28 protein-coding genes are annotated in these 26,694 nt (G+C 71.3%); 14 read left to right on the top strand and 14 right to left on the bottom strand.

The features are described from left to right. Position 1: 1 nt before the first annotated feature. Positions 2-1,429, bottom strand: a complete 1,428-nt coding sequence (argH, locus tag AC067Z_RS10390) for an argininosuccinate lyase (RefSeq protein ID WP_478789065.1) — start codon at positions 1,427-1,429, stop codon at positions 2-4. An 81-nt stretch (positions 1,430-1,510) separates the two neighbouring features. Next, complete coding sequence (locus tag AC067Z_RS10385; protein ID WP_478789064.1) at positions 1,511-2,704, bottom strand: argininosuccinate synthase; 1,194 nt, start codon at positions 2,702-2,704, stop codon at positions 1,511-1,513. A 141-nt stretch (positions 2,705-2,845) separates the two neighbouring features. Here AC067Z_RS10385 and AC067Z_RS10380 point away from each other — a divergent pair, with 141 nt between their 5' ends. The 6 genes from AC067Z_RS10380 to AC067Z_RS10355 all read left to right on the top strand — a co-directional run bounded on the left by AC067Z_RS10380 (position 2,846) and on the right by AC067Z_RS10355 (position 8,806). After that, positions 2,846-4,228 (top strand): HEAT repeat domain-containing protein, encoded by a 1,383-nt coding sequence (locus tag AC067Z_RS10380; RefSeq protein ID WP_478789063.1) that lies wholly within the window; start codon positions 2,846-2,848, stop codon positions 4,226-4,228. 42 nt (positions 4,229-4,270) lie between these two features. Further along, positions 4,271-4,858 carry a pyridoxamine 5'-phosphate oxidase family protein gene (locus tag AC067Z_RS10375; protein ID WP_478789062.1) on the top strand — a complete coding sequence of 196 codons (588 nt, stop codon included), beginning with the start codon at positions 4,271-4,273 and terminating at the stop codon, positions 4,856-4,858. 57 nt (positions 4,859-4,915) lie between these two features. Next, a complete protein-coding gene (locus AC067Z_RS10370; RefSeq protein ID WP_478789061.1) occupies positions 4,916-5,623 on the top strand; it encodes a L,D-transpeptidase family protein in 708 nt (235 codons plus the stop codon). Positions 5,624-5,730: 107 nt separating this feature from the next. Continuing rightward, positions 5,731-7,098, top strand: a complete 1,368-nt coding sequence (locus AC067Z_RS10365; RefSeq protein ID WP_478789060.1) for a ferredoxin reductase family protein — start codon at positions 5,731-5,733, stop codon at positions 7,096-7,098. Between the two features lie 8 nt (positions 7,099-7,106). After that, positions 7,107-8,033, top strand: coding sequence for an FMN-binding protein (locus tag AC067Z_RS10360; RefSeq protein WP_478789059.1), 927 nt, complete (start codon positions 7,107-7,109; stop codon positions 8,031-8,033). Continuing rightward, positions 8,033-8,806 carry an FAD:protein FMN transferase gene (locus tag AC067Z_RS10355; protein WP_478789058.1) on the top strand — a complete coding sequence of 258 codons (774 nt, stop codon included), beginning with the start codon at positions 8,033-8,035 and terminating at the stop codon, positions 8,804-8,806. Before AC067Z_RS10360 ends, AC067Z_RS10355 begins: the two co-directional genes overlap by 1 nt. 113 nt (positions 8,807-8,919) lie before the next feature. On the opposite strand, the gene AC067Z_RS10350 is transcribed toward AC067Z_RS10355, so the two are convergent. The 6 genes from AC067Z_RS10350 to AC067Z_RS10325 all read right to left on the bottom strand — a co-directional run bounded on the left by AC067Z_RS10350 (position 8,920) and on the right by AC067Z_RS10325 (position 14,568). Then, a complete protein-coding gene (locus AC067Z_RS10350) occupies positions 8,920-9,456 on the bottom strand; it encodes an arginine repressor (protein WP_478789057.1) in 537 nt (178 codons plus the stop codon). Positions 9,457-9,463: 7 nt separating this feature from the next. Next, positions 9,464-10,663 (bottom strand): acetylornithine transaminase, encoded by a 1,200-nt coding sequence (locus AC067Z_RS10345; protein WP_478789056.1) that lies wholly within the window; start codon positions 10,661-10,663, stop codon positions 9,464-9,466. Then, the gene (gene argB, locus AC067Z_RS10340) at positions 10,660-11,565 is read right to left on the bottom strand and encodes an acetylglutamate kinase (protein ID WP_478789055.1); all 906 of its coding nucleotides are present in this window, start codon (positions 11,563-11,565) and stop codon (positions 10,660-10,662) included. The genes AC067Z_RS10345 and argB overlap by 4 nt, the downstream gene beginning before the upstream one ends. Then, positions 11,562-12,713, bottom strand: a complete 1,152-nt coding sequence (argJ, locus tag AC067Z_RS10335) for a bifunctional glutamate N-acetyltransferase/amino-acid acetyltransferase ArgJ (protein WP_478789054.1) — start codon at positions 12,711-12,713, stop codon at positions 11,562-11,564. The genes argB and argJ overlap by 4 nt, the downstream gene beginning before the upstream one ends. Continuing rightward, entirely contained in the window at positions 12,710-13,738 is a 1,029-nt protein-coding gene (gene argC / locus AC067Z_RS10330) for an N-acetyl-gamma-glutamyl-phosphate reductase (protein ID WP_478789053.1), read from the bottom strand. The genes argJ and argC overlap by 4 nt, the downstream gene beginning before the upstream one ends. 131 nt (positions 13,739-13,869) lie before the next feature. Further along, positions 13,870-14,568, bottom strand: a complete 699-nt coding sequence (locus AC067Z_RS10325; protein ID WP_478789052.1) for a 2-phosphosulfolactate phosphatase — start codon at positions 14,566-14,568, stop codon at positions 13,870-13,872. Between the two features lie 462 nt (positions 14,569-15,030). On the opposite strand from AC067Z_RS10325, the gene AC067Z_RS10320 reads away from it, so the two are divergent. Continuing rightward, positions 15,031-15,378: a DoxX family protein gene (locus tag AC067Z_RS10320; protein ID WP_478789051.1), complete on the top strand. Its 348-nt coding sequence runs from the start codon at positions 15,031-15,033 to the stop codon at positions 15,376-15,378. An 84-nt stretch (positions 15,379-15,462) separates the two neighbouring features. Here the strand turns inward: AC067Z_RS10320 and AC067Z_RS10315 are convergent, their stop codons facing one another. Then, a complete protein-coding gene (locus tag AC067Z_RS10315) occupies positions 15,463-16,221 on the bottom strand; it encodes a LysR substrate-binding domain-containing protein (RefSeq protein WP_478789050.1) in 759 nt (252 codons plus the stop codon). A gap of 58 nt (positions 16,222-16,279) precedes the next feature. Here AC067Z_RS10315 and AC067Z_RS10310 point away from each other — a divergent pair, with 58 nt between their 5' ends. The 3 genes from AC067Z_RS10310 (at position 16,280) to AC067Z_RS10300 (ending at position 18,621) form a co-directional block, all read left to right on the top strand. Beyond that, positions 16,280-16,684 carry a DUF5997 family protein gene (locus AC067Z_RS10310; RefSeq protein WP_478789049.1) on the top strand — a complete coding sequence of 135 codons (405 nt, stop codon included), beginning with the start codon at positions 16,280-16,282 and terminating at the stop codon, positions 16,682-16,684. Positions 16,685-16,996: 312 nt separating this feature from the next. Beyond that, entirely contained in the window at positions 16,997-17,356 is a 360-nt protein-coding gene (locus tag AC067Z_RS10305) for a YciI family protein (RefSeq protein WP_478789048.1), read from the top strand. Continuing rightward, complete coding sequence (locus tag AC067Z_RS10300) at positions 17,353-18,621, top strand: RNA polymerase sigma factor (RefSeq protein WP_478789047.1); 1,269 nt, start codon at positions 17,353-17,355, stop codon at positions 18,619-18,621. Before AC067Z_RS10305 ends, AC067Z_RS10300 begins: the two co-directional genes overlap by 4 nt. 12 nt (positions 18,622-18,633) lie before the next feature. On the opposite strand, the gene AC067Z_RS10295 is transcribed toward AC067Z_RS10300, so the two are convergent. Both AC067Z_RS10295 and AC067Z_RS10290 read right to left on the bottom strand, forming a co-directional pair. Then, a complete protein-coding gene (locus AC067Z_RS10295; protein ID WP_478789046.1) occupies positions 18,634-19,209 on the bottom strand; it encodes a histidine phosphatase family protein in 576 nt (191 codons plus the stop codon). 103 nt (positions 19,210-19,312) lie between these two features. Next, entirely contained in the window at positions 19,313-20,749 is a 1,437-nt protein-coding gene (locus AC067Z_RS10290; protein WP_478789045.1) for an aminotransferase-like domain-containing protein, read from the bottom strand. On the opposite strand from AC067Z_RS10290, the gene AC067Z_RS10285 reads away from it, so the two are divergent. Both AC067Z_RS10285 and AC067Z_RS10280 read left to right on the top strand, forming a co-directional pair. After that, entirely contained in the window at positions 20,748-21,644 is an 897-nt protein-coding gene (locus tag AC067Z_RS10285; protein ID WP_478789044.1) for a DMT family transporter, read from the top strand. The two genes, AC067Z_RS10290 and AC067Z_RS10285, sit on opposite strands and share 2 nt — an antisense overlap. 98 nt (positions 21,645-21,742) lie before the next feature. After that, positions 21,743-21,934 carry a DUF1918 domain-containing protein gene (locus AC067Z_RS10280; protein WP_478789043.1) on the top strand — a complete coding sequence of 64 codons (192 nt, stop codon included), beginning with the start codon at positions 21,743-21,745 and terminating at the stop codon, positions 21,932-21,934. A 55-nt stretch (positions 21,935-21,989) separates the two neighbouring features. On the opposite strand, the gene AC067Z_RS10275 is transcribed toward AC067Z_RS10280, so the two are convergent. Continuing rightward, positions 21,990-23,243 carry a glycoside hydrolase family 10-like protein gene (locus tag AC067Z_RS10275; RefSeq protein ID WP_478789042.1) on the bottom strand — a complete coding sequence of 418 codons (1,254 nt, stop codon included), beginning with the start codon at positions 23,241-23,243 and terminating at the stop codon, positions 21,990-21,992. A 173-nt stretch (positions 23,244-23,416) separates the two neighbouring features. Here AC067Z_RS10275 and AC067Z_RS10270 point away from each other — a divergent pair, with 173 nt between their 5' ends. Beyond that, positions 23,417-24,277, top strand: coding sequence for a 3-hydroxybutyryl-CoA dehydrogenase (locus AC067Z_RS10270; protein WP_478789041.1), 861 nt, complete (start codon positions 23,417-23,419; stop codon positions 24,275-24,277). A 186-nt stretch (positions 24,278-24,463) separates the two neighbouring features. After that, positions 24,464-24,721 (top strand): hypothetical protein, encoded by a 258-nt coding sequence (locus AC067Z_RS10265; RefSeq protein WP_478789040.1) that lies wholly within the window; start codon positions 24,464-24,466, stop codon positions 24,719-24,721. 28 nt (positions 24,722-24,749) lie between these two features. Here AC067Z_RS10265 and AC067Z_RS10260 read toward each other — a convergent pair whose 3' ends face one another. Both AC067Z_RS10260 and AC067Z_RS10255 read right to left on the bottom strand, forming a co-directional pair. Next, positions 24,750-25,280 (bottom strand): NUDIX hydrolase, encoded by a 531-nt coding sequence (locus AC067Z_RS10260; RefSeq protein ID WP_478789039.1) that lies wholly within the window; start codon positions 25,278-25,280, stop codon positions 24,750-24,752. A gap of 51 nt (positions 25,281-25,331) precedes the next feature. After that, on the bottom strand, positions 25,332-26,672 hold the full coding sequence (locus tag AC067Z_RS10255) for a transcriptional regulator (RefSeq protein ID WP_478789038.1): 1,341 nt from the start codon (positions 26,670-26,672) through the stop codon (positions 25,332-25,334). Positions 26,673-26,694 lie beyond the last annotated feature (22 nt).

The following is a 26,694-nucleotide window of genomic DNA, read 5'->3' as shown; positions in this document are numbered from 1 at the left end:
CCTACCGCTTGGCCGTGGCCCAGGCGTGCTGTATCACCAGGTCCGCCTTGACCTCGTTGAGCTGGGTCGCGACCGCCGAAGGAGCCGTACCGCCGCGGCCGTTGCGGGACGCCAGCGCACCGGGGACGTTCAGCACCGTGCGGACCTCGGGCGTGAGGTGGGGGGAGATCTTCGCGAACTGCTCGTCCGTGAGCTGGTCCAGCTCGATGCCCTGCTGCTCGCACTCCTTGACGCACTCACCCGCCACCTCGTGCGCCACCCGGAACGGCACGCCCTGCTTGACCAGCCATTCGGCGATGTCCGTCGCGAGCGAGAAGCCGGCCGGGGCCAGTTCCTCCATCCGCTCCCGGTTGACGGTGAGCGTGGCCATCATGCCGGTGAACGCCGGGAGCAGGACCTCCAGTTGGTCACAGGAGTCGAAGACCGGCTCCTTGTCCTCCTGAAGGTCACGGTTGTAGGCGAGCGGGAGGGCCTTGAGGGTCGCCAGCAGCCCGGTGAGGTTGCCGATGAGCCGGCCCGACTTGCCACGCGCCAGCTCCGCGATGTCCGGGTTCTTCTTCTGCGGCATGATCGACGAGCCGGTGGAGAAGGCGTCGTGCAGCGTCACGAAGGAGAACTCCTTCGTGTTCCAGATGATGATCTCCTCGGCGATCCGCGAGAGGTTCACACCGATCATCGCGGTGATGAAGGCGAACTCCGCGACGAAGTCGCGGGAGGCCGTCCCGTCGATCGAGTTGCCCGCCGAGCCGCGCTCGAAGCCGAGGTCCTTGGCCACCGCCTCCGGGTCGAGCCCGAGCGACGAGCCCGCGAGAGCACCGGAGCCGTACGGGGAGACGGCGGTCCGGGTGTCCCACTGGCGCAACCGCTCGGCGTCCCGGGACAGCGACTGCACATGGGCGAGGACGTGGTGGGCGAAGAGCACGGGCTGGGCGTGCTGGAGGTGCGTACGACCCGGCATGGCGACGTCCGGGTGCGCTTCGGCGAGGCCGACCAGCGCGTCCTGCAGGTCGGCGATCAGGCCGCCGACGATCCGGGCGTGGTCACGCAGGTACATCCGGAAGAGGGTGGCGACCTGGTCGTTGCGGGACCGGCCCGCGCGGAGCTTGCCGCCGAGGTCGGGGCCGAGCCGCTCCAGCAGACCGCGCTCCAAAGCGGTGTGGACGTCCTCGTCGGCGATCGTGCCGACGAAGGAGCCGTCGGCGACGTCCGCCTCGAGCCGGTCGAGCCCGGCGAGCATGCGCGTCAGCTCGTCCTCGGTGAGCAGCCCCGCCTTGTGCAGCACACGGGCGTGGGCGCGGGAACCGGCGATGTCGTACGGCGCGAGGCGCCAGTCGAAGTGCACCGACGCCGACAGCTTCGCCAGGGCCTCGGCCGGGCCGTCGGCGAAACGGCCGCCCCAGAGCCGGACGTCACCGTTGTTGCTGCTCACAGCTGAAGCTCCTCAAGGGTGTGGATGTGCCGCCGCCTCCCCACCCCTGGGGTGAGGAGGCGGTTGTCGAACGATTCGTGCTTAGGCGAGGTCACGCTTCGCCGCGATCTTCGACGACAGGCCGAAGATCTCGATGAAGCCCTGCGCCTTCGACTGGTCGAACGTGTCGCCCGAGTCGTACGTCGCCAGGTTGAAGTCGTACAGCGACTGGTCGGACTTTCGGCCCGTGACGACGGCCCGGCCGCCCTGCAGGGTCATCCGGATGTCACCGGTGACGTGCTGGTTGGCCTCGTTGATGAAGCCGTCCAGGGCGCGCTTGAGCGGGGAGAACCACAGGCCGTCGTAGACCATCTCGCCCCAGCGCTGCTCGACCTGCCGCTTGTACCGGGCGAGCTCGCGCTCGACGGTGACGTTCTCCAGCTCCTGGTGGGCGGTGATCAGCGCGATCGCGCCGGGGGCCTCGTAGACCTCACGGGACTTGATGCCCACGAGCCGGTCCTCGACCATGTCGATCCGGCCGATGCCCTGGGCGCCGGCCCGCTCGTTGAGCTGCTGGATGGCCTGGAGGACGGTGACGGGCTTGCCGTCGATGGCGACCGGGACGCCCTCCTTGAAGGAGATGACGACCTCGTCGGCCTCGCGGGGCTCCGCCGGGTTCGAGGTGTACTCGTAGATGTCCTCGATCGGCGCGTTCCAGATGTCCTCCAGGAAGCCCGTCTCGACGGCCCGTCCGAAGACGTTCTGGTCGATGGAGTACGGCGACTTCTTGGTGGTGGCGATCGGGAGCTGCTTCTCCTCGCAGAAGGCGATCGCCTTGTCCCGGGTCATCGCGTAGTCACGGACCGGGGCGATGCACTTGAGCTCGGGCGCGAGGGCGACGATGCCGGCCTCGAAGCGGACCTGGTCGTTGCCCTTGCCGGTGCAGCCGTGGGCGACCGTGGTCGCGCCGTGCTTCTTCGCGGCGGCGACGAGGTGCTTGACGATCGTCGGACGCGAGAGCGCGGAGACCAGCGGGTAGCGGTCCATGTAGAGGGCGTTGGCCTTGATCGCGGGGAGGCAGTACTCCTCGGCGAACTCGTCCTTGGCGTCGGCCACCTCGGCCTCCACGGCACCGCAGGCGAGCGCGCGCTTGCGGATGACGTCCAGGTCCTCGCCGCCCTGGCCGACGTCCACGGCAACGGCGATGACCTCGGCGCCCGTCTCCTCGGCGATCCAGCCGATGGCGACGGAGGTGTCCAGGCCGCCCGAGTAGGCGAGTACGACGCGCTCGGTCACGGGTTTCTCCTTACGGTGCAAACGCTGATGGGTATAACTATGCAGTGCTCCGTATGTTTTGTCAAAGTCGGGGAAACTCGCTGGTGAGGCGTGACCCGGCACGCCTACGCTGCCGGGACGCACCGGCCGGGGAGGGCATGCATGGACGCACGAGGCGGTACGTGGAGGGACGCCGGACTGCGGCTGGCCCGGGGCGCCGCGGTGGCCGATGTGATGGATCCACGGGACCCCGCCGCATGGGCCGCGCTGGACCGGGCCGTCCGCAGCGCCTGGTGGTACGCGGGCGAACTGCAGGAACAGCTGAGGATCCGGCCCGAGACCGCGCTGTGCCACCCCGACGGACGGGTACGGGAGAACGCCCTCGCCCGAAGCAACGGCGATCCCGCCCTGCTGCCGCTCGTCGTGATCCGTTGCGCCGACTGGGTGGAGCCCGTACGGGAACAGGCACGCAGACAGCTCGCCCGTGCCCTGGAGAGCCCGTCCCAGGACACACTGCGCCTGCTCACCCCACTCGTCCTGCGGATCGGTCGGCGACGTGAGGGCGTGTGGGCACGGGAACAGTTCGAGAACTCGCTGCGCCGCGCCCCCGCTCCGCTGCTCACCGAGTTCCTCGACAGCCCCGACACGGCGACCCGGCGGCTCGCCGCCCGCATCTCCCTCGACAACGGAGTGCTCGGCGCCCGGGAGCTCGCACGGCGGGCCACCACCGGCCCGGACCCGGTGCTGTGGCGGATGTGGTCCGACGCGGCTCTCGCCGCGATGGCCGCCCAAGGGCCGGACGACGAGGCCGTCGACATTCTTCTCGGTGCGCGCGCACCATTCGTACGGTCCGCCGGTGTCACCGCACTTCGACGTGCGGGACGGGCCAGCGAAGCTTTCGGCCACCTCACCGACCGGTCCGCCCTGGTGCGCGCCTGCGCGCGCTGGCTCGTGCGGCAGGACGGCGGTGACCCGCACACGCGCTACGTCGAGCTGTGCACCGACCCGGACACCGTCGTTCCGGGCGCCGCGGTCGGTCTTGCCGAGTGCGGGGACCGCCAGGACGCGGAGCTGCTCCGTCCTCTGCTGGCACACCCCGTCGCCGGGGTGCGGGCGCAGGCCGCGGCGGGTCTCCGGCTTCTCGACTCCGCCGACGTCGATGCGATGCACCCCTTGCTCGACGACCCGTCGGCCGCCGTGGCACGCGAGGCATCCCTCGCACTGCTTCCATCGGCACACCGCCTGTCGGCGGACGAGCTCGCCGAGCGGCTGGCGCCGCAGCGGCCCCGGCACACCCGCCAGGCAGCGTTCCGGTTGTTGAAGGCCCGAGGCGGACGGGTCGAACTCCGCGCGGCGGTGGCCCTGCTGGCCGATCCCGATCCGCAGCTGCGGCGGAGCGCGGAGGCCGCCGTACAGGGCCGGGGCTGGCTGCAGGACCTGATGAAGGGCGACGGCGAGGTGGACGCCCTGCTGCGGCAGTGCACGCACCTGTTCAGCGCGTACGTCATGACCGGCATGCGCGACCGCCTCGGTCTCGGCGGATGAAACACCCCGCGGGGCGAGAGGAGGACGGTCGATAATTCGCCCATGGGGAAAACGTACGAACGCATTGAGGGCCGAATCCGCGAGTTCATCGAGCAGCAGCCGGTCTTCTTCACGGCCACCGCCCCGCTGGCCGGCGACGGGCACGTCAACGTCTCGCCCAAGGGGCGCAGCGGCACGCTCGTGGTCGTCGACGGCGAGACGCTCGCCTATCTCGACTTCGGCGGCAGCGGCGCCGAGACCATCGCCCACGTCCGCGAGGAGGGCAACGGGCGCATCACGCTGATGTGGTGCGCGTTCTCCGGGCCGCCGAAGGTGCTGCGCGTGCACGGCAAGGGCGAGGCCGTCTTCCGGGACGACCCGAACTGGGCCGAGTGGATCGGCCGTTTCTCGGACGTCGACGGCCCCGGTGCCCGCGCGGTCGTCGTCGTCCGGGCAGTCCGCATCAGCGACGCCTGCGGGTTCGCCGTGCCCTTCATGGACTACCGCGAGGAGCGCACCCAGCTCGCCGAGCATCTCGGCCGTAAGTCGGACCAGGAATTCGCCGCGTACTGCGAGCAGAAGGAGCACGTCGGCGTCAGTCTGGACGGGCTGCCCGCACTGCCGCTGCCGCTGCCCGCGCGCACGGACTGACCCGTTCGGCGCGCGCCCGGCGGCGGGCGCAGCGGAGCGGACATACGGTCGTTGACCATGCGCCCCCGTCTCGCACTCGGTACGGCTCTGCTGCTCCTCGCCGCCGGTTCCGTCGCCGCCGCACCCACCGCCCCCTCCCCGCTGCCCGCCCGTATGGCCGACACCGGGGGCGGCAGTCAGCTGATCACCGCGGAGGCCCCCACCACCGGCTCCACCACCGGCAAGGTGACCTGGTGGGACCGGCGGCCGGACGGCAGCTGGCGTGCGGCCGGGTCCGCCGCCGCCCGCTTCGGCGCGAACGGTCTCACCGAGGGCTCGGGCCGCAAGCAGGGCACGTCCACCACGCCCACCGGGCTGTTCGCTCTGCCGTACGCCTTCGGGATCAAGCCCCCGCCGGCCGGCACCGGGCACCGCTACCGCCGGGTCACGAACGACTCCTGGTGGTGCCAGGACACCGCATCGCGCGCGTACAACCGCTGGGTGGAGCGACTGCCGGCGGACTGCCGGGCCGCCGAGTCGGAGCACCTTGTGTCGTACCGCACCCAGTACGCCCACGCCCTGGTCATCGGCTTCAACTACGACCGTCCGGTGCGCGGACGCGGCGCCGGCATCTTTCTCCACGTCAACGGCAAGGGCGCGACTGCCGGTTGCGTGTCCGTACCGGTCGCCGCGATGCGCCGGATCCTGGCCTGGGCCGAGCCGGGCCGCTCCCCGCACATCGCCATCGGCACCACATCCGGACGCACGGCCCTGACACGGTACTGACCCGGGCGCCGTTCGCCGGGGACACAAAGACCGCGCCCCATTGAACTGTTGCAGGCTCCGCTCCGTATCCACCTCCGATACGGAGCAGCCGAGGAGCAGCCGTGGTGATGATGCAGAGCGGTCGGGCCGCCAGGCGGCAGACCATGCGCGCGATCCGGCCCCGGCGTTCGCCGGCGGCCGCGCTGCTGGCCGTCGCCTGGGCGGGCGCGGCCGGGGTGATGTGGCTGTGGTGGCAGAACACGGCCGTGGTGACGATGGACACCGCGCAGTGGCTGATCGGCGCGGGCCGGATCACCGGACTGCTCGGCGGGTACATGATCGCGCTCGTGGTGCTCCAGATGGCGCGCGTGCCCGCCCTGGAGCGGGGTGTCGGATCCGACCGGGCGACCCGCTGGCACGCGATGAGCGGCCGGTACGCGATCTCCCTCGTCGTCGCCCATGTCGTCATGACCATCTGGGGATACTCCGTCCAGGGCCGTACCGGCTTCGTGGAGCAGAGCGTCACCGTCGTCGTCGACTTCCCCGAAATGATCAAGGCGACGATCGGGACCGTTCTGCTGCTCGTCATCGGCGTCGTCTCGGCCGGTGCGGTACGGCGGCGGGTGCGCTACGAGACCTGGTACTACCTGCACCTCCTCACCTACGTGGCCGTGTACCTGACCTTCTGGCACCAGCTCGCCACCGGGGCCGAGTTCGTCGCGAACCCGACCGCACGCACCATCTGGTACGTGCTGTACGGCGCGGTCGGCGTGTTGCTCCTCCGCTACCGGATCCTGGCTCCCGTGCTGTTGAACCTCAACCACCGGATGCGGGTGGAGGCCGTGGTGGACGAGGCCCCCGGTGTGGTCTCCGTGCTGATCTCAGGGCGGCGGCTGCACCGGCTCGGGGCGGAGGCCGGCCACTTCTTCCGCTGGCGGTTCCTCGCCAAGGGGCTGCGCTGGAGCGCCAATCCGTACTCCCTCTCCGCCGCGCCCCGTCCGGATCTGCTGCGCATCACCGTCAAGGCCGTGGGCGGGCACAGCACGGCGCTCTCCCAGTTGGAGCCCGGCACCCGGGTATGGGCGGAGGGCCCGTACGGCGCCATGACCGCCGGCCGGCGCAGCCGCAGCAAGGTGCTGATGATCGCCGGCGGCGCCGGTATCACCCCGCTGAGGGCGCTGTTCGAGACCCTGCCCGGCGGCCCCGGGGACCTGACCCTGCTCTACCGGGCGGGCACGACCGAGGACCTGGCGCTGTGGAAGGAGCTGCAGCAGATCGCGCAGGTGCGCGGCGCGCGGCTGATGTACGCCGTGAACGGCCCGGACGGTTCGCGGCCCGAGATCACCACTGAACGCCTCAAGGAGGTGCTGCCGGACATCGATCAGCACGACGTCTATCTCTGCGGGCCACCGGGCCTGACCGAGATGTCGTTCCACGCGCTGCGCGAGGCGGGAGTCCCGTCCCGGCGTATCCACCACGAGTCGTTCGAGATGTGAGGCCGTCAGTGACCAGGAAACACCCACTGCGCCGGATCGTGCTGGGCATCGCCGGCACCGCGTCGGCCGTTGTACTGCTCCTCGCCCTGAAGCAGCCGGGCACCTCGGTGGCCGGAGCATCGTCCGAGGCCGGCGGAGCCGTGCCGCCCGCCGCCTCGGCAACGGGCGGCGGCGGGATCGAGACCGCGGGCGGCCGGACGGTGCTGGGGGACGTGTCCGAGACCCAGTACGGGCCGGTGCAGGTACGCCTCACCATGAGCGGTGGAAAGATCACGGCCGCCGAGGCGGTGAAGACGCCCTCCGCCGACGCCAACAGCCGCAAGATCGCGGCCGATGCCGTCCCCAAGCTCAACCAGGCCGCCGTCACCGCGCAGAACGCCCGGATCGACACCGTCTCCGGCGCGACGTACACGAGCGAGGGCTATATCGCGTCGCTGCAAAGCGCGCTGGACAGGGCAGGCGGCGGTGCCGGGGCCGGGGACAGCGGTGCGCAGGAGGAAGCCGCAACGGGTGGCAACGGGGGTGCGGAAGCCGGGGCGGGTGCCGGCGACGCCGGTTCCGGCGACTCGGACGCGGCATCCTCCGGAGCGGGAGCGGGAGCAGCAACGGGAGCGGGTGGCGCGGAAGCGGGTACGGGTGCGGGCTCGGACGCCGGGGCGCCGAAGACGGTGCTCGGCTCGGTGGCGAGCACCCAGTACGGCGACGTCCAGGTCAGCATCACCGTCAGCGGCGGAAAGATCACGGCCGCCGAGGCGGTGAAGACGCCCTCCGCCGACGCCAACAGCCGCAAGATCGCGGCCGATGCCGTCCCCAAGCTCAACCAGGCCGCCGTCACCGCACAGAACGCCCAGATCGACACCGTCTCCGGCGCGAGCTACACCAGCGAGGGCTACATCCAGTCCCTGCAGAGCGCGATCGACAAGGCGGGCCTGTGATGACGGACCGGGCGCGGCTGCGTCACGTCGAGCACGCGATGGGCACGGTGTTCTCGTTCGACATCAGGATGGCGGCCGACGGTGACACCGCCCGCGTGCGGGCCGGGCTCGCCGCCGCGGTGGCCGGTCTGCACAGCGCGGACGAGATCTTCTCGACCTACCGTCCGGACAGCCGGATCAGTCGGCTCGGCAGGGGTGAACTGGCCCTGTCGGACTGTGGGTTCGAGGTCGCCGAGGTGCTGCGCGGCTGCGAGGACGAGGAGCGTCTGAGCGGTGGCTGGTTCACCGCACACTATGCGGGCGTGCTGGACCCGACCGGTCTGGTCAAGGGCTGGGCGGTGGAACGCGCCGTCCGCATGCTCGCCTCCTCCGGCGCGGAGGCGGTCTGCCTGAACGGCGGCGGCGACGTCCAGCTGTACGGCGGCCCGTGGCGGGTCGGTATCTCCGACCCGCTGTGTCCCGGTGGGCTGGTCGCCGTCGTCGAGACCGACCGGACCCTCGGCGTCGCGACGTCGGGCCCGGCCGAGCGGGGCTGCCACATCGTCGATCCGCACACCCGGCGCCCGCCCGCGGACGGTCTCGCGTCCATGACCGTCGTCTGCCCGGGCCTCACCCAGGCGGACGCCCGGGCCACGGCCGCGTACGCCATGGGGTGGCGCGCCCGTGACTGGCTGGAGGAGCTCCCCGACACGGAGGGCTTCGCCGTCACCGCGGACGGGCTCACCTGGCAGACGAGTGGATTCGCCCGCCACTCGGCGAAGCTGACGGCCTGACACCGACCGCTCCGGCCCCGTCCCGGGCGCCACGTCAGCGTCTCCCCGGGCCCGAAGGCCCGGGGAGACGAAGTGCCGTGTCGGGGTCATGGCCCTGATGCGTCGTGCGCGCCCTAACGGTCGTTCTGGGCGAGCCGCAGCAGATGGTCCGCCAGTGCCTGGCCGCCCTGCGGATCGCGGCTGATCAGCATCAGGGTGTCGTCACCCGCGATCGTGCCCAGGATGTCGTGCAGTTCGGCCTGGTCGATGGCCGAGGCCAGGAACTGGGCCGCGCCCGGCGGTGTGCGCAGCACCACCAGGTTCGCCGACGCCTCCGCGGAGATCAGCAGCTCGCCGGAGAGGCGCCGCATGCGCTCCTCCTTCGCGGACTCGCCGAGCGGTGCGTGCGGGGTGCGGAAGCCGCCCTCGCTGGGCACCGCGTAGATCAGCTCGCCGCCGGTGTTGCGGATCTTCACCGCGCCCAGCTCGTCGAGGTCACGGGAGAGCGTCGCCTGCGTGACGCTCAGCCCGTTGTCCGCGAGGAGCTTCGCCAGCTGGCTCTGCGAGCGCACCGGCTGCCGGTTGAGGATGTCCACGATCCGGCGGTGGCGTGCCGTGCGGGTCTGCGGAACGGCGGGGCCGCCGTGCTCGGTGTCCTGGCCGTCGGTCATCGTCGTCTCATTCCCCGGATCGTCCTTCCCCGCTGCTCTCCTGAAGGATGCCGGGGAGCGCCTGGAGGAACGCGTCCACCTCGGCGTCACCGATGGTCAGGGCCGGCATGAGCCGTACGACATCGGGCGCAGGGGCGTTCACCAGGAAACCGGCACCCTGGGCCGCCTGCTGCACCTGAGGTGCGAGCGGTCCGGTGAGCACGATACCCAGCAGCAGGCCGCTGCCACGGACATGGGAGACCAACGGGTGTCCCAAGGCCTCGATTCCGTCCCGCAGTTTCTCACCGAGCCGCTTCACCTCGTCGAGCAGTCCGTCGGCTGCGAGGGTGTCGACGACGGCGATCCCGGCGGCGCAGGAGACCGGGTTCCCACCGAACGTCGAACCGTGGTGGCCGGGCTTGAGCAGCTCGGCCGCCTCGCCGAAGACGACGGTCGCGGCGAGGGGCAGACCGCCGCCGAGACCCTTGGCGAGCGTGACGACATCGGGCTCGACGCCTTGGTGCGCCTGGTACTCGAACCAGTGGCCGGTCCGGCCGATGCCGGTCTGGACCTCGTCGAGGACGAGGAGCGTGCCGGTGGCCCGGGTGATCTCGCGGGCGGCCTCCAGATAGCCCTTGGGCGGTACGACCACACCGTTCTCGCCCTGGATCGGCTCGATGATGACGAGCGCCGTGTCCTCGGTGACGGCCGCGCGCAGCGCTTCGGCGTCCCCGTACGGGACGTGGGTGACGTCGGAGGGCAGCGGCAGGAACGGCGTCTGCTTGGCGGGCTGCCCGGTGAGGGCGAGAGCTCCCATGGTCCGGCCGTGGAAGCCGCCGGTGGTGGCGACCATGTGCGGACGGCCCGTCAGCCGGCCGATCTTGAAGGCGGCTTCGTTGGCCTCCGCGCCGGAGTTGGCGAAGTAGACCCGTCCCGGGCGGCCGAACCGCTGGATCAGCCGTTCGGCGAGCGCCACGGGCGGCTCTGCGACGTAGAGGTTGGAGACATGGCCGAGGGAGGCGATCTGACGGGAGACGGCCTCGACGACGGCGGGGTGGGCGTGACCCAGCGCGTTCACCGCGATGCCGCCGACGAAGTCGGTGTACTCGGTGCCGTCCGCGTCCCAGACCTTCGAGCCCTCACCGCGGACGAGGGACAGCTTCGGTGTTCCGTAGTTGTCGGTCATCACGCTCTGCCACCGCTGCGCGAGGTCCTGGTTGCCGGTCATTTTTCCCCCTGTCCGTCGGGCACGACCATCGTGCCGACGCCCTCGTCGGTGAAGATCTCCAGCAGGATCGCGTGCTGGACTCGGCCGTCGATCACACGGGCCGTGTTGACCCCGTTGCGTACGGCGTGCAGACAGCCCTCCATCTTGGGGACCATGCCGCTGGAGAGGTCGGGAAGCAGTTTCTCCAGCTCCAGGGCGGTGAGGCGGCTGATCACCTCGTCGCTGTTCGGCCAGTCCTCGTAGAGGCCCTCGACGTCGGTGAGGACCATCAGGGTCTCGGCGCCGAGCGCCGCGGCGAGTGCCGCCGCCGCCGTGTCGGCGTTGACGTTGTAGACGTGTCCGTCGTCCTGCGAGCGGGCGATCGAGGAGACGACCGGGATGCGGCCGTCGGCGAGCAGGGCCTCGATGGCTCCGGTGTCGATGGCGGTGATCTCGCCGACCCGGCCGATGTCGACGAGTTCGCCGTCGATCTGCGGCTGGTGCTTGGTGGCGGTGATGGTGTGGGCGTCCTCGCCGGTGAGTCCGACGGCGAGCGGGCCGTGCTGGTTGAGCAGCCCGACCAGCTCTCGCTGGACCTGGCCGGCCAGCACCATCCGCACGACGTCCATGGCTTCGGGCGTGGTCACCCGCAGCCCCGCCTTGAACTCGCTGACCAGGCCGTGCCGGTCGAGCGCGGCGGAGATCTGGGGGCCGCCGCCGTGCACGACGACGGGCTTGAGGCCGGCGTGGCGCAGGAAGACGACGTCCTGGGCGAAGGCGGCCTTCAGCTCCTCGTCGATCATGGCGTTGCCGCCGAACTTGATGACGACGGTCTTGCCGTGATGGCGGGTCAGCCAGGGCAGCGCCTCGATGAGGATCTGTGCCTTGGGCAGGGCGGTGTGCTTCCGCGTCGGGTTCGTCATGAGCTGTACGCGCTGTTCTCGTGGACGTAGTCGGCGGTGAGGTCGTTGGCCCAGATGACCGCGGACTCGGTTCCGGCGGCGAGGTCGGCGGTGATCTTCACCTCGCGGTAGCGCATGTCGACCAGTTCGCGGTCCTCACCGACGGAGCCGTTCTTGCAGACCCAGACGTCGTTGATGGCGACGTTGAGCCGGTCGGGCTCGAAGGCGGCCCGGGTGGTGCCGATGGCGGAGAGCACCCGGCCCCAGTTGGGGTCCTCGCCGTGGATGGCGCACTTGAGGAGGTTGTTACGGGCGATGGAACGGCCGACCTCGACGGCGTCGTCCTCGGTGGCTGCGTTGATCACCTCGATGCGGATGTCCTTGGACGCGCCTTCTGCGTCGCCGATCAACTGCCGGGCGAGGTCGTCGCAGACGCTGCGTACGGCCGCGGCGAACTCGTCGTACGCGGGCGTCACCGCGGCCGCGCCGGAGGCGAGCAGCAGCACCGTGTCGTTGGTGGACATGCAGCCGTCCGAGTCGACCCGGTCGAAGGTGAGGCGGGTGGCGTCGCGCAGCGCCTTGTCGAGGGTGGCGGCGTCGAGGTCGGCGTCGGTCGTGAGAACGACCAGCATGGTGGCGAGTCCGGGGGCGAGCATGCCCGCGCCCTTGGCCATTCCGCCCACGGTCCAGCCCTGGCCGGTGGCCACCGCCGTCTTGTGGACGGTGTCGGTGGTCTTGATGGCGATGGCGGCCTTCTCGCCGCCGTGCTCGCTCAGCTGGGACGCGGCCTGCTCGATGCCGGGCAGCAGCTTGTCCATGGGGAGCAGGACCCCGATCAGACCCGTGGAGGCGACGGCGACCTCGCCCGCGCCGATGTCCAGCACCTCGGCCGCCTTCTCGGCGGTGGCGTGCGTGTCCTGGAACCCCTTGGGGCCTGTGCAGGCGTTGGCGCCACCGGAGTTGAGAACGACGGCGGTGACCTCGCCGGTCGTGAGGACCTGCTCGGACCAGAGGACGGGGGCGGCCTTGACGCGGTTGGAGGTGAAGACTCCCGCGGCGGCGCGGCGGGGCCCGTTGTTGACCACGAGGGCCAGGTCCGGGTTGCCGTTCTCCTTGATCCCGGCTGCGATGCCCGCGGCCGTGAATCCCTTCGCTGCGGTCACGCTCACGGCGCAACTCCAATCGTGGAAAGACCCGTCGCCTGCGGAAGTCCGAGGGCGATGTTCATGCTCTGCACCGCGCCGCCGGCGGTGCCCTTGGTGAGGTTGTCGATGGCGCTGACGGCGATGATGCGGCCGGCGGCCTCGTCGTACGCGACCTGGATCTGCACGGCGTTGGACCCGTACACGGACGCCGTCGCCGGCCACTGCCCCTCGGGGAGGAGGTGGACGAACTCCTCGTCCGCCAGGGCCTTCTCGTACGCGGCCCGGACATCGGCGGCCGTGGTGCCCGGCTTCGCCTTGGCGGAGCAGGTGGCGAGGATGCCGCGGGACATGGGGGCGAGTGTCGGGGTGAAGGAGACGGTGACCCGCTCCCCCGCGACGGCGCTCAGGTTCTGGATCATCTCGGGGGTGTGGCGGTGGCCGCCGCCGACGCCGTAAGGCGTCATGGAGCCCATCACCTCGGAGCCGAGCAGGTGCGGCTTGAGCGCCTTGCCCGCGCCGGAGGTGCCGGTGGCGGCGGTGATCACGGCCTCGGGCTCGGCAAGTCCTGCCGCGTAGGCGGGGAAAAGTGCGAGCGAGACGGCCGTGGGATAGCAGCCGGGCACCGCGATGCGCTTGGACCCCTCCAGCGCGGTGCGGGCACCCGGCAGTTCGGGGAGACCGTAGGGCCAGGTACCGGCGTGGGCGGAGCCGTAGAACGCCTCCCAGTCGGCGGCGTCCTTCAGCCGGAAGTCGGCGCCCATGTCGACGACGAGCACGTCGTCCCCGAGCTGCTCGGCGACGGCGGCGGACTGTCCGTGCGGAAGGGCGAGGAACACCACGTCGTGACCGGCGAGCACCTCGGCCGTGGTGGGCTGGAGAACCCGGTCGGCGAGGGGAAGCAGATGGGGCTGCAGGGCGCCGAGCGGCTGGCCCGCGTTGGCATTGCCGGTGAGGGCGCCGATCTGCACCTCGGGGTGGGCCAGCAACAGGCGGAGCAGTTCCCCGCCCGCATAGCCGCTCGCCCCTGCCACTGCTGCCAGAACCGTCATCGAACCCTCCTCGTGGATGGCATGACTATACGCAGCTCTGCAGTTTTATGCAACGAAGCGGGGGCGGCGCCGCTGCCCCGTGGCTGACCGGCCGAGTTCGCCTTTAGCGCTTGAGTTGGCCCAGCAGCAGGTCAGCGGGTACTGGACAGGATGTCAGGCACCGCAACGGGGCGGAGCACCGTCAGAGACTCTTCCTGGCGAGCCACCATCGCAAAGGAGAACCTGTCGATTTCCAAGCAGAGATCGACATCGTCCGGGTGGTATCCGCTCCGCAGCCCACCGGCGAGGTCTGCCGCGGCACGAGAAGTCCTCGCGCGGTGGAGATACGGGGCCGCCTCGACATCGCCTCCGGCCATACGTTGACCAATGTATTCAGCGCAGGCCAGGTCCTCGTCGGCCCGGCCCCCCTCGCCGGTGACAACGAACGTCACCGGACCGGAGTCCTCGGTCTGCAGGAACCGCGCCGTCGGGCCGGCCACCACGAAGCTCGCGCACAAGACCAGCGGCGCGTTCGCGACGGCCAGAGCGCCCACGGTTCCTGCCGTCGTCTTCTGCACCAGCGTGCGACCAGCGAAATCGCATGACCTGAGCAAGCCAGGTGAGTTCACCGCGTCGAAGCCCGCTGCCGGAGCTCCGTCCTTCAAAGCCAGCCACCCCGAGCGGCTCTCCTTCAAGGCGAGTGCCTCACTCTCCGTTGAGGCCAGGACGATCCTCTCGACGCCACGCGAGAAGGCCCAGGCAGCCACGGTGAAGGCGCGCATGACGTCGATGACGACCGCAACACGGGGAACGCCGGTCAACTCTGGGATGCCGACGAAGTGATGGTCCATCGCGCCATTCTGACGCCCCTGGATCATCCGAAGGGTGCGATGTCCGAAGCGTGGACCGTAACCGTCATGCCCCCGGAACAGCCCGCTTGCGCCGCTTCCCGTACGACTTCTCTCGAAGTCCTGGCAGGTCAGCGCGTACCGCTACCCTGCGGGCCGACCACAACACTCAACTCGCCAACCGAAGCGCTGAGTCACATGTCCGCCCGCCGGGGACCTCGCCCTCACGGGGTGACGAGAACCTTCAGGGCCTCGCACCGATCCATCGCCCGGAGACCGTGGCCCGCACCTGCTCGCCCAGCTGAAGGCCTGTCCGCCCCCGGGGAGCCGAGGCAGCCCTGGGCCGCAGAAATTTCTTCGCCCGTCCTGTCACATCCGACCGTCGCGCAGTGTCAAGCAAGTGACGAACTCACCTCGGCCGGAGCGAACCTCGCACCGGCTTCCGCCTGATGAGGAGCACTGCTGATGTCCACCACCTACGTCGTCGTCACCCTCCTGGCCGCCGCCATGGCGGGCTTCTCGGCCGGTTCTGTCTTCCTCCGCGCCGAGTGGGTCGTGAAGCCCATGGCCGACTACCACGTTCCCGCCTCGTGGATACCCTGGCTCGGCACGGCCAAGGCCGCGGGGGCCGCGGGCCTGGTCGTCGGCCTGTTCGTGCCGGTGATCGGGGTCGCGGCCGGAATCGGCCTGGTGCTGTACTTCGCCGGGGCGGTCGTCACCGTGATCCGGGCGCGCTGGTACGCGCACATCGCGTTCCCCCTGCTGTACGCGGCGCCGGTGGTCGGCGCCCTGGCGCTCGGGTTCACCGCCTGACCCCGTCACGCGGCCACGGCGTCGGCGGCATGCCTCCCCGTACGCCCGCGTCGGCTGCGCCCCGCGGCGCGGCCGACCCCGGGGTTACGACCGTCGGCGCGGCTTGCCGCCCTTGCCGCGGCGCGGGGCGCCGGAGCCGGACCGGGGGGTCTTGCCGGTCGACTTGCGGGCTGCGGGCGTCCGCCGCGCGTCGCCCGTGTCGGGGCGCTTGGCCTTCGGCTGTGCCGGGGCCGGTCGCCCTCGTGAGCTGTTGACGGTCCGCCCGCGCACGATCCCGATGAACTGCTCCACCAGGTCGGTGGTCGCCTCCTCGGGCCACGACAGCGCGACGCGCGACTCCGGGGCGTCCGAGACCGGCCGGTAGGTGAGGTCCTTGCGGTGGTGCAGGCGGGCGAGCGACTGCGGGACGACGAGGAGTCCCACTCCTGCCGCCACAAGTTCGACGGCGTCCGCCGTCGTGGCGGGGCGCTCCTTCGCGGGCAGTCCCGGCCGCCGCTCCCATACGAGGGTGTCGTCCAGGGGGTGCAGCACGATGTCGTCGGCAAGATCCTCGGCGGACACCTCGTCGACCGCCGCGACGACGTGGTCCTTCGGGACGACGACCACCGTCGTCTCGGTGTAGAGCGGAATCGCGCTGAGGTCCGTCCGATCGATCGGCAACCGCACGAATCCCGCGTCCGCGCCGCCGGCCCGCAACATGTCGGGCGCTTCGGCGGCGGCCACCGTGACGAGGGTCAGAGGTACGTCCGGCAGCCGCTCGTTCCAGATCCGCACCCACTTGGCCGGCGTCACACCGGGGACGTACGCGAGCCTGAACGAGGGGGGTGCTTCCGAGCCTGTCACCGCGCCAGGCTACCGGTCGTGGTCAGAGCCCGCGCACACGCTCGATACCCTTGACGTCATGACGTCGCACAAGACCACCCAGACAATGAAGCCCGCAACCGCGGCGAAGAAGCTGGGTGTGTACCTCCAGGCCACCCCCGCCGAATTCCAGGAGGGTGTGGTCTCGCGCAGCGAGTTCGATGCGCTGCAGGCCGATCCGCCCGAGTGGCTGCAGGAACTGCGACGCAACGGCCCGCACCCCCGACCGGTGGTCGCGGCGAAGCTGGGCGTCTCCATCGCGGGTCTCGCACGCGGCGGGATCACCGAGGCCCTCACGACCGAGCAGATCGAGGCGTTGAAGAACGACGTTCCCGAGTGGCTGCGGCAGGAACGCGCCACCCAGGCCGAGGTCCGCAAGGAGGCGGCGCGCATCAAGGAGAAGAACGCGGCGCGCGCCGAACGGACCGACGGACCGCGCTCCTGACGTCCGCAGGGTGATCCGACGGGCCGGTGCGGGCGAGGCGGTCATCATCGTCGCCCGCACCTGACCTGGAGCGGCGTGGGACCACCGAGGCGTGCCCGGCGGATCGGAGCGGACAGTCCTCGGACGCACGGCCCTTGGACGCCCCCATGTCTGCCCTGGCCTGCGCCCTGCGCGACGACTGGCTGAAGCACGCGACGTCCACCCGGTCGGCCGACCGGATTTTTTCGGTGAGGCGTGTCGATTCCGGCCCGGCCCGTTCGTGTAGAGGGTGAGAACGCGGCGCGACGCCGCGTCCGCACCGAGGAGGCCACCATGCAGGAGTACCTGCTCAGCATCTACCAGCCCGACGGCGACCCGCCCCCGCCCGAGATCCTCGACCCGATCATGCGTGACGTCGAGGCCGTCAGCGCCGAACTCCGGGAGGCCGGCGCCTGGGTTCTCTCGGGCGGCCTGCACCCGCCGAGCACCGCGACGGTGCTGAAGCTGGAGGACGGCGAGGTCCTGATGACCGACGGCCCGTACGTGGAGGGCAAGGAGCACCTCGGCGGCTTCACCGTCATCCGGGCACCCGATCTCGACGCGGCGCTCGAATGGGGCCGCAAGCTCGCCCGTGCGATCACCCTGCCCATCGAGGTGAGGCCGTTGGAGCAGCACAACGGCGGCTGCGGGTGACGAACGGTGAGGACGGGGCCGGCGGACCGGAGGGCACGGGTCCGGTGGGCGCGGCCGCCGTGGAGCACGTGTTCCGGCAGGAGTACGGCCGTGCGGTCGCCGTCCTCGTCCGTGTCTTCGGCGACATCGACATCGCCGAGGAGGCGGTGCAGGACGCGTTCACCACGGCGCTGGAGCGGTGGCCCGCGACCGGTCCCCCGCCCAGCCCCGCGGGCTGGATCATCACCACCGGCAGGAACCGGGCGATCGACCGGCTGAGACGGGAGGCCGCCCGCGCGGACCGGCACGCTCAGGCGGCGCTGCTCCACGCAGCCGAGCCGCCCGTTGAGGAGGGCCCCGTGCACGACGACCGGCTCCGTCTGATCTTCACCTGCTGTCATCCGGCGCTCGCGCCCGCCGCCCGGGTCGCCCTGACACTGCGGCTGCTCGGCGGGCTGACCACCGCGGAGATCGCCCGCGCGTTCCTGGTGGCCGAACCGGCCATGGCCCAGCGGCTGGTCCGTGCGAAGGGCAAGATCCGCGATGCCCGCATTCCCTACCGGGTCCCGGACGAGGCGGAGCTGCCCGACCGGCTGCCCGCGGTGCTGGCCGTCGTCTACCTCGTCTTCAACGAGGGCTACAGCGCGGGTTCCGGCGACCGCCTGGTGCGCGACGACCTGTGCGCCGAGGCCGTTCGCCTGGGCCGGCTCCTGGCCGAGCTGATGCCCGACGAGCCCGAGGTCCTGGGTTTGTTGGCGCTCATGCTGCTGACCGCGTCGCGTCGCCCGGCGCGCACCGGGCCCGGCGGCGAACTGGTACCGCTCGCGGAACAGGACCGGTCGCTGTGGGACCGTGCGCTCATCGCCGAGGGCCAGGCGCTGGTCCGACGGTGCCTGCGCCGCGGCAGCCCGGGGCCGTACCGGATCCAGGCGGCGATCGGCGCGGTGCACAGCGAAGCCCCGGACGCGGCCGGCACCGACTGGGGCAGGATCGTGGAGCTTTACGACGAGTTGACGGTGATCGCGCCCACTCCGGTGGTGGCGCTGAACCGTGCGGTCGCGGTCGCCGAGGCAGAAGGCCCGCGGGTCGCGCTCGCCCTGGTCGACGACGTGGCGCCGCGGCTGCAGGGATTCCATGTGCTGCACGCCGTGCGGGCCGATCTGCTGCGGCGGCTGGGACGCGGGACGGAGGCGGCGCAGGAGTACGCAGCGGCGATCGCGAGCACGGGGAACGCGGCGGAGGCGGCGTATCTGGAGCGCAGGCGGCGCGAGCTGGGCCCGGTGTGACCGTCGCGGGGGTCAGGCCGTCGCTTCCAGGCGCAGGTTCCAGCGGCCGGGGCAGCCGGCGAGGGTGATCGTCGACAGCGGGCGGACGTCGACGTGCCAGTACATCGAGGGATGCGCACGGAGGGCGTAGACGAAGGCCGCGCGTACGACCGCGGGTTCGGCCACGGCGACGATGGAGCCGCCGTCGTCCGCGGGACGGGTGTCCAGCCAGCTCCCTATCCGCGTGATGAAGGCGAGCAGCGGCTCGCCCCCGTGCGGGGCGCTGCGCGGATCCGCGAGCCAGGCGTCCACCGCTGCGGGCTCGCGCGCGGTCACCTCGGCCAGCGTGAAGCCGCGCCACCGGCCCATGTCGCAGTCGCGCAGCGCGGGCTGGGCGAGAGGCGCGAAGCCCAGCGCCTCGCCGGTCGCCCGGCTGCGGGCGGTGGGCGAGCAGTAGCGCAGCTCGGCCGCGCTCAGCGGCACGAGCGCGTGCGCGGCGATCTGCACCTCGTGCCAGCCCGCCTGGTCGAGCGGCCGGTCGTCGTCGAACCGCTCGGTGAGCAACGAGGAGCTGCGCGCGGCGGCGACCAACGTGACCCGGACACTCATGGCGTGATGGTGCTGGGGAACGCCTCGCAGGTCAAGGGGCGACCCGAAGGGCGACGACCGCCGCTCGTCCCGCTCTCGCCGACGGGCTCTCGCAGGCGTCGGCTCACCCCGGCAGCTCCGCCCAGGCGGCCTGCAACCGCTTCACCCCCTCCGTGATCTCGGCGAGACCCGCGACGCCCGCGAAGCTCAGACGGATGTGGCCGGCCGGCGGTTCGGCGCAGAAGTACGGGCGCCCCGGCGCCACGGCGACATCGGCGCGCAGCGCGGCGGCCACGAGGGCGTTCTCGTCGGCGGCCTCGGGCAGACGCAGCCAGAGGTGGTAGCCGCCGGAGGGCACGTGCGGCAGGGCGAGTTGGGGCAGCCGCAGGCGCAGTGCCGCGGTCAGGGTGTCGCGACGGGTCTTCAACTCGGCTGCCACGGAACGCAGATGACGGTTCCAGGCGGGCGCCCCGACGAGTTCGAGGGCGGCTTCCTGGAGCGGCCTCGGAACGAAGAAGCTGTCGACCACGTGAATGGCGCGGAGCCGTTCGAGGACCGGTCCGCGGGCGGCGAGCATGCCGACCCGGAGGCTGGGCGATGTCACCTTGGTGAGCGAGCTCACATGGACGACCACCCCGTCGTGGTCGTCGGCCGCGAGCGTCCGCGGCGGTGCGCCCGCATCCTCGTGGACGAGCCGCCGGGCGAAGTCGTCCTCGACGACGAACGCCCCGGCCTCGCGGGCGATGCGGAGCACCTCGGGACGGCGGTCGGGCGCGAGGACCGCACCGGTCGGGTTCTGGAACAGCGGCTGGCAGACGAAGACGCGGGCGCCGGTGGCACGGAAGGCGGCGGCGAGGAGATCGGGCCGCACTCCCTCCGCGTCCACGGGGACGGGCACCGGCCGCAGCCCGGCGGCACGGGCGATGGCAAGCATGCCGGGATACGTGGGCGACTCGACGAGCACGGGCGCTCCGGGCGGCGCGAGCGCGCGCAGCGCGGTGGCCAGCGCGGACTGGCCCCCTGCCGTGACCAGGACGTCCGCCGGCCCGACGGTCTCGCCCACGCCGCGGGCGAACCACTCACGCAGCTCCGGGAGGCCGTCCGTCGGTGGCCGTGTCCAGGCGCCCGGGCGCCGTCCCGCACGGGCGAGTGCGGCCGCCATGGCCCGTTCGGGCTGGAGCGAGGGATGCAGATAGCCGCCGTTGAACTCGACGACACCGGGCGGCGGCGCGGCCAGCGTGACCAGCACCCCGGATGCGTCGACCGCACGCGGTACGACCTCGGAGGCGGAGTCCGCGCTGAGGGCGACCTCCTGCCAGGACGTGTCCCCGACCGGCGGGGTGTCGGTTCGGGGGCGGGCCCGGAACGCCCCTGCCCCGGGCCGGGTGACGACGAGGCCTTCGGCGACGAGCTGGGCGAGCGCGCGGGACACCGTCACCGGCGAGACGCGATAGCGCTCGACGAGAGCCCGGCTCGACGGCAGCTTTCCACCTGGCGAGTAGCGGTTCAGTTCGCTCCGCAGCGAATCTGCCAGTTCAGCCACACTGCTACGCTCTTGCATGACAGCACAGGATAGCGCTACCCCCACCACATCGATAGCGGTCAGCAGCGGTACCGTCCTCGCCGCGCTGGGCGTGGTCGCTTTCTCCCTGACCTTCCCGTCCACGGTCTGGGGGCTGGACAGCTTCGGTCCCTGGTCGCTGGTCGCCGTGCGCGGAGTCCTGGCCGCCGTGCTCGCGGGCGGGTTCCTGCTCGCACTGCGCGTCCCCCTGCCCGCGCGCCGCCACTGGGCGGGGCTCGCCGTGGTCGGCGGCGGTGTCGTGGTGGGCTTCCCGCTGCTGACGACCCTCGCCCTGCAGACCTCCACCACCTCGCACGCCGCCGTCGTGGTGGGCCTGCTCCCGCTGACCACAGCATCCTTCGCGGCCCTGCGCACGGGCAGGCGCCCCTCCCGGACCTTCTGGGCCGCCGCACTCGCCGGGGCCGCGGTGGTGATCGCGTTCACCGTCCAGCAGAGCGGCGGCGCGGTGCACACCGGCGACCTGTATCTCTTCGGCGCCCTCCTGGTCTGTGCCGCGGGCTACACCGAGGGCGGCAGGCTCGCCGGCGTGATGCCGGGGTGGCAGGTGGTCGGCTGGGCCCTGGTGCTGTGTCTGCCGTTGTGCGTGGCGGGCTCCCTCGTCGCCCTGTCCTTCGAGCCGGTAGACCTCACCGCCCGGGGTGTCACCGGGCTGGTCTGGGTCGCCGCCGGATCGACGTTCTTCGGGCTGTACGTGTGGTACCGCGGCATGGCCGAGATCGGCATCGCACGGGCCAGCCAGCTCCAGCTCGCCCAGCCCCTTCTCACCCTGGTCTGGTCGGTCGCCCTGCTCGGCGAGGACATCTCCCCCGCGGCACCGATCGCTGCCGTCGCCGTTCTGGTGTGCATCGCGGTCACCCAGCGGGCCCGTACCTGAAAAGGACCACGACGGCCGGGGATGCGCGGCGGACCCCCGGCCGTAGACTCGAAACGACCCGCCAAAACGGACCGACCGCTTCTAGGAGGTCACTCCTGATGCAAGCGAACGTGGGCGACACACTGCTGGTGCACGGCAGGACCGTGGGACAGCACGACAAGGTCGCCGAAGTCCTCGAGGTGCTGGGACAGGAGGGCAGCCCTCCGTTCCGCGTCCGCTTCGACGACGGGCACGAGGCGCTGCTGTCACCCGGCCCCGACTGCGAAGTCCAGCACAAAGAAAAAGCGTGACCGGGCGGGTCCGGGACGCGTCACCGCGTCCGGGGCCCGTTCTCCGTGTCCCGCCTCAGTCCTTCGTGCGCACACGTGTCGGGTAGTGGTCGGCCACCACCCGCGACATCGCACCGATCGGGTCGGCCGACACCTCCAGCGCTGAGAAGAAGCAGTGCCCGCCGACCGCTGCGTGGCGTCCTGCGTACGTGAGGTGCCGGGAGAGCTCCGCGGGGTCCTGCCACGCGGCGGGCTGCCCCGGCGCTCCCGCCTTGTACAGCGCCTCACCGATGTACAGATCGACTCCGGTGCCCGCCGCGACCTCTGCCCACCAGGGCACCAGCGTCGCGTAGTCGGCGATGCTGAAGCCCATGTGCCAGTAGACCTGTGGGACGACGTAGTCGATCCAGCCCTTCTTCACCCAGGTGCGGGTGTCCGCGTACAGGTCGTCGTACGTCTGCGTGCCCGCCTCCGTGCGTGACCCGAGGGGATCCGTGGCGGCGTTGCGCCAGACACCGAAGGGGCTGATCCCGAACCGGATCCGCTTCTTCTCGGCCGCGATGCGCGCGCCCATCTCCCGGACCAGCAGTTCCGTGTTGGCCCGCCGCCAGGAAGCCCTGTCCGGGTGCCCGGCGCCATGACGGTCCCAGGCCGCGTCGTCGTCGAAGACCTCGCCGCCGACCGGGTACGGGTAGAAGTAGTCGTCGAAGTGGACGGCGTCGATGTCGTAGCGGCGGACGGCGTCCATCATCGCGTCCTGGACGAACGCCCTGACCTCGGGCATGCCCGGGTTGTAGTACAGCTTCCCGCCGTACCGCACGACCCAGTCCGGGTGCCTGCGGGCCGGGTGCGCGGGCACCAGCCGGGAGATGTCGGCGTGGATCGCGATCCGGTACGGGTTGAACCAGGCGTGCAGCTCCAGGCCCCGCCGGTGGGCCTCGGTCACGGCGGTGCCCAGCGGGTCCCAGCCGGGGTCACGCCCCTGCGTTCCTGTGAGGAATTCGCTCCACGGCTCGTGCGGCGAAGGCCACAGCGCGTCCGCGGTCGGCCGCACCTGGAAGACCACCGCGTTCAGCCGCCGTCGCACCGCGGTGTCGAGATGGACGAGCAGCTCGGCGCGCTGTTCGGCCGCTGTCAGGCCCGGTACGGAGGGCCAGTCGCGGTTCCCCACGGTCGCCAGCCACACCCCGCGGAACTCACGCGTCGCCCGGCGCGGCGCCCCCTCGCGGCCTGCGGGCCCGGCGGAGGCTGCCGAGTCCCCGGCGGCCGCGACCGCGGCCAGGGCTCCCGCCGCGGTCACCACGAAACCCCTTCTCCCCATGCGCCCCATAGGCCACACCTTGTTCCCTTCGATACCGAATGCCGTGTCGGCTGGAGCATGCCCGCCCCGGGCGTCCACCCACCCGCGCATCCGGAGTAACGTCGGGGGGTCGGCGGGCGCCGGAACCGTACGGGGGACCCGCCGGACGAAGGACCAGCGAAAGGCATCAGGTGACGGAGTCAATGGCCGACATTGCACGCGTGGGAGTGGTGGGCTGCGGCCAGATGGGCGCGGGTATCGCGGAGGTGTGTGCCCGCAGCGGTCTCGAGGTCAAGGTGGCCGAGACCACGGGCGAGGCACTCGAGATCGGCCGCACCCGGCTGTACAACTCCCTGACGAAGGCGGCGGAGCGCGGCAAGATCACCGAGGAGGAGCGCGACGCCACCCTGGAGCGCCTCTCCTTCACGACCGATCTCGGGGAGTTCGCCGACCGCGATCTCGTCATCGAGGCCGTTGTGGAGAACGAGCAGGTCAAGACCGAGATCTTCCAGGTGCTCGACCAGGTCGTGACCCGGCAGGACGCGATTCTCGCCTCCAACACCTCCTCCATCCCCCTGGTGAAGCTGGCCGTCGCGACCTCGCGTCCCGACCAGGTCATCGGCATCCACTTCTTCAACCCGGCCCCGGTGCAGGGCCTCGTCGAGCTGATCCCGGCGCTGACCACGTCGGAAGAGACGATCAAGCGCTCCGAGGCAGTGGTGCAGCAGGTGCTGGACAAGCACCCCATCCGCGCCCAGGACCGCTCGGGCTTCGTGGTGAACGCACTCCTCATCCCGTATCTGCTGTCCGCGATCCGGATGTTCGAGTCGGGCATCGCGAGCCGTGAGGACATCGACAACGGCATGGAGATGGGCTGCGCCCACCCCATGGGGCCGCTGAAGCTGTCGGACCTGATCGGCCTCGACACCGTGGCGTCGGTCGCGGATTCGATGTACGCGGAGTACAAGGAGCCGCTCTACGCCGCTCCCCCGCTGCTCCAGCGGATGGTGGACGCGGGCCGGCTGGGGCGCAAGACGGGCTCCGGCTTCTACTCGTACTCCTGACACACACCCCCGCCGGTGCCGCGGGGACATGAATCGAACACATATTCACACGGGGCGCGCGGAGCGTGCTCGCATATGCCATGCGCACACGCTCCCGCCCTCCCGTCAGGGCGAGTTGACTCGGTCCCGCTCAGCAGACGAAGAGCGAAGGGTCCGCGCACAACTACCTGAACAGGAGAAACACCCGTGTCCACCGACCCGGATCACTTAGTGGCCGTCGAAGAACTCGCCGAACTGCGCCGCAGCATCGACGTGGGTCTGGCCCGCATCGACGGCCATCTGGCGCTGCTCGCGCAGCGCAACGACCAGATCGACCGGGAACTGGCCGATCTCGCCGCACGCGTCGGAGCGCTCGAGCACGCCCGATGGCCGCTGCCCGCCGTCGCCGCGCTCACGGCAGTGGGAGCGCTCGCGGTGGCGGTGTGGCAGGCGATGAGCCCGTAGGCCAGGAGCAGCCCTGGGATCTGCCGCACTACCCCAGACGCAGATGGTGGAGCATCAACAGACCGGCCGCCATGTTGGAGGCCGGTACCTCACCGCGGGCGATCATGTCGGGCACCAGTTTCAGCGGTATCCATTCACGGCGCGAGGACTCGAAGTCGTCCTCGGGGTGGCCGGTGTACGTGGCGTCCTCGGCCCAGTAGAGGTGGTGCCGTGCGTCGGTGAGACCGTTGGAGGGCTCGACGGTGAGCAGATGCGCGAGGGGACCGGGACGCCAGCCGGTCTCCTCCTCCATCTCGCGGGCCGCGGCGTCGGCGACGGACTCCCCGTCCTCGACGACGCCCGCCGCGAGCTCCCAGCCCCAGCTGTCGGTGATGAAGCGGTGCCGCCAGAGCATCAGCACCTCGTTGGCCTCGTTGACCGCGGTCGCGACGGCCACCGGCCGCAGCCGGATCAGGAAGTGGTCGAGGTGACGGCCGTCGGGGAGCGCGACATCCGCCAGGTTGACCCTGAACCAGCGGTTCTCATACACGGTTTGTTCGCCTAAGTTCGTCCACTGCACGTTTCTGCCACCTTCCGACGAGTAGATGGCAATATCGCAGCAGGACCTCACTCAGAGGGGAACGCGCAGTGCCCCGTCGATGAGTTGGGCCGCCTCCGCGGCATCGGCGCAGCCGCTCGTCGCCAAGTGCTCCCGAACGGTCCGCAGCCGGTCCCGCAGCCGCCGCGACTCCATCCCCCTGGCCCGCTCGACCATCTGCGCCGCCGTGCGCGCGGCCCGGTCCGCCTCGCCCTGGCGCAGCTCGATCTGGCTGAGCATCGCGAGCCGGTGCACCCGGCCGCGGTCGTGCGCCGGGGTGTCCACGGCCGCCGCCGCATGCGCACGGGCCGCCGGCAGGTCGCCGAGGCTCAACAGCGCCTCCGCCACCTGGACGTTGACCAGCCCCGGCTGGACATATCCCGTCTCGTCCGGCTCCTGTCCCGGGCGGATCCGGTCGGCCTCCGACTCCGCACGCCGGATGCACGCAAGGGCGCTCGTCCCGTCCCCGAGATGCGCGTACGCCTTGGCCTGCATGGCATGGAGATCGGCGGCAAGAGCCGGGGTGATCTGGCGGCCGGCGGCCCGCAGCGCCGCCTCCGCGAAGGCCACCGCCTGCCGGTGCTGGGCCATGAACAACGACTGGTTGACCAGAAGGGCGATCACGTACGCCCCGAGCCCCCTGTCCCCGCTCGCCTTCGCCAGCCGCAGCGCCTGGTGGAAGTAGCGCTGGGCCAGGCCGTGGGCGTCGGAGTCGTACGCGCAGATCCCGGCGACGGCGACAAGCCCCCCGGCGGCACGGTGCAGTTGCCGGCCGAGCGTGTCGTTGTACGAGCCGCGCAGGAGCGGAGCGGTCTCGCTGTTGAGGAAGCCGACGATCCGGGAGCGGGTCGCGATGCCGCCGGCTCTGCGGTACATCAGCTCGTAGTGGGCGCGGGCCGCCCGCAGCATCTCTATGTCGGCCATGCTGACGTGTGTCTGGCCGGTCCGGGAGACGTCCGCGTCCTCGGGAGGGTTCTCCCACTCCCAGACCGGCATGACGGCGGGCGTCCCGGTGACCGCAGGCGCCTCGATGATGTGGGGCCGCTGCTGCTCGTCCGAACGCCACAGGGCGGTGGCCCGCTCCACGAACCCGGACAGGGACGCGGCCTGCTGGGCGGCGGGTTCGCCGGGCACCCCGAGTCCGATGTCGCCGAGCGTGATCACCCGGCGCAGGCGCGCGGCGAACACCTCGCAGATCAGATCGGGCACCTGGCCGCGCGGCCGCTGGCCCTTCAACCAGCGGGCCACCGCGGTGTGTTCGTACCGCAGATCCAACCCTCTGGCCCGGCCCGCCTGATTGACCCGGGCCGCGAGACCGGCGTGGGAGATACCCGCTTCGTCGAGCAGTGCGTCGAGCAGGGTGTTGGGCTGCATGAGCACCCTCCGTTGGCCGGGT

The sequence above is a fragment of the Streptomyces sp. NPDC043812 genome, assembly GCF_056436245.1.
The sequence above is the reverse complement of the archived record's forward strand: the minus strand, read 5'-3'. Positions and strand labels throughout refer to the sequence as shown.

Coding starts and splice junctions, on each gene's coding strand:
- AC067Z_RS10380 (WP_478789063.1), top strand. CDS start 2,846: ATGGACGCACGAGGCGGTACGTGGAGGGACGCCGGACTGCGGCTGGCC.
- AC067Z_RS10375 (WP_478789062.1), top strand. CDS start 4,271: ATGGGGAAAACGTACGAACGCATTGAGGGCCGAATCCGCGAGTTCATC.
- AC067Z_RS10370 (WP_478789061.1), top strand. CDS start 4,916: ATGCGCCCCCGTCTCGCACTCGGTACGGCTCTGCTGCTCCTCGCCGCC.
- AC067Z_RS10365 (WP_478789060.1), top strand. CDS start 5,731: ATGATGCAGAGCGGTCGGGCCGCCAGGCGGCAGACCATGCGCGCGATC.
- AC067Z_RS10355 (WP_478789058.1), top strand. CDS start 8,033: ATGACGGACCGGGCGCGGCTGCGTCACGTCGAGCACGCGATGGGCACG.
- AC067Z_RS10350 (WP_478789057.1), bottom strand. CDS start 9,456: ATGACCGACGGCCAGGACACCGAGCACGGCGGCCCCGCCGTTCCGCAG.
- AC067Z_RS10345 (WP_478789056.1), bottom strand. CDS start 10,663: ATGACCGGCAACCAGGACCTCGCGCAGCGGTGGCAGAGCGTGATGACC.
- argB (WP_478789055.1), bottom strand. CDS start 11,565: ATGACGAACCCGACGCGGAAGCACACCGCCCTGCCCAAGGCACAGATC.
- argC (WP_478789053.1), bottom strand. CDS start 13,738: ATGACGGTTCTGGCAGCAGTGGCAGGGGCGAGCGGCTATGCGGGCGGG.
- AC067Z_RS10325 (WP_478789052.1), bottom strand. CDS start 14,568: ATGGACCATCACTTCGTCGGCATCCCAGAGTTGACCGGCGTTCCCCGT.
- AC067Z_RS10320 (WP_478789051.1), top strand. CDS start 15,031: ATGTCCACCACCTACGTCGTCGTCACCCTCCTGGCCGCCGCCATGGCG.
- AC067Z_RS10310 (WP_478789049.1), top strand. CDS start 16,280: ATGACGTCGCACAAGACCACCCAGACAATGAAGCCCGCAACCGCGGCG.
- AC067Z_RS10305 (WP_478789048.1), top strand. CDS start 16,997: ATGCAGGAGTACCTGCTCAGCATCTACCAGCCCGACGGCGACCCGCCC.
- AC067Z_RS10295 (WP_478789046.1), bottom strand. CDS start 19,209: ATGAGTGTCCGGGTCACGTTGGTCGCCGCCGCGCGCAGCTCCTCGTTG.
- AC067Z_RS10285 (WP_478789044.1), top strand. CDS start 20,748: ATGACAGCACAGGATAGCGCTACCCCCACCACATCGATAGCGGTCAGC.
- AC067Z_RS10290 (WP_478789045.1), bottom strand. CDS start 20,749: ATGCAAGAGCGTAGCAGTGTGGCTGAACTGGCAGATTCGCTGCGGAGC.
- AC067Z_RS10280 (WP_478789043.1), top strand. CDS start 21,743: ATGCAAGCGAACGTGGGCGACACACTGCTGGTGCACGGCAGGACCGTG.
- AC067Z_RS10275 (WP_478789042.1), bottom strand. CDS start 23,243: ATGGGGCGCATGGGGAGAAGGGGTTTCGTGGTGACCGCGGCGGGAGCC.
- AC067Z_RS10270 (WP_478789041.1), top strand. CDS start 23,417: ATGGCCGACATTGCACGCGTGGGAGTGGTGGGCTGCGGCCAGATGGGC.
- AC067Z_RS10255 (WP_478789038.1), bottom strand. CDS start 26,672: ATGCAGCCCAACACCCTGCTCGACGCACTGCTCGACGAAGCGGGTATC.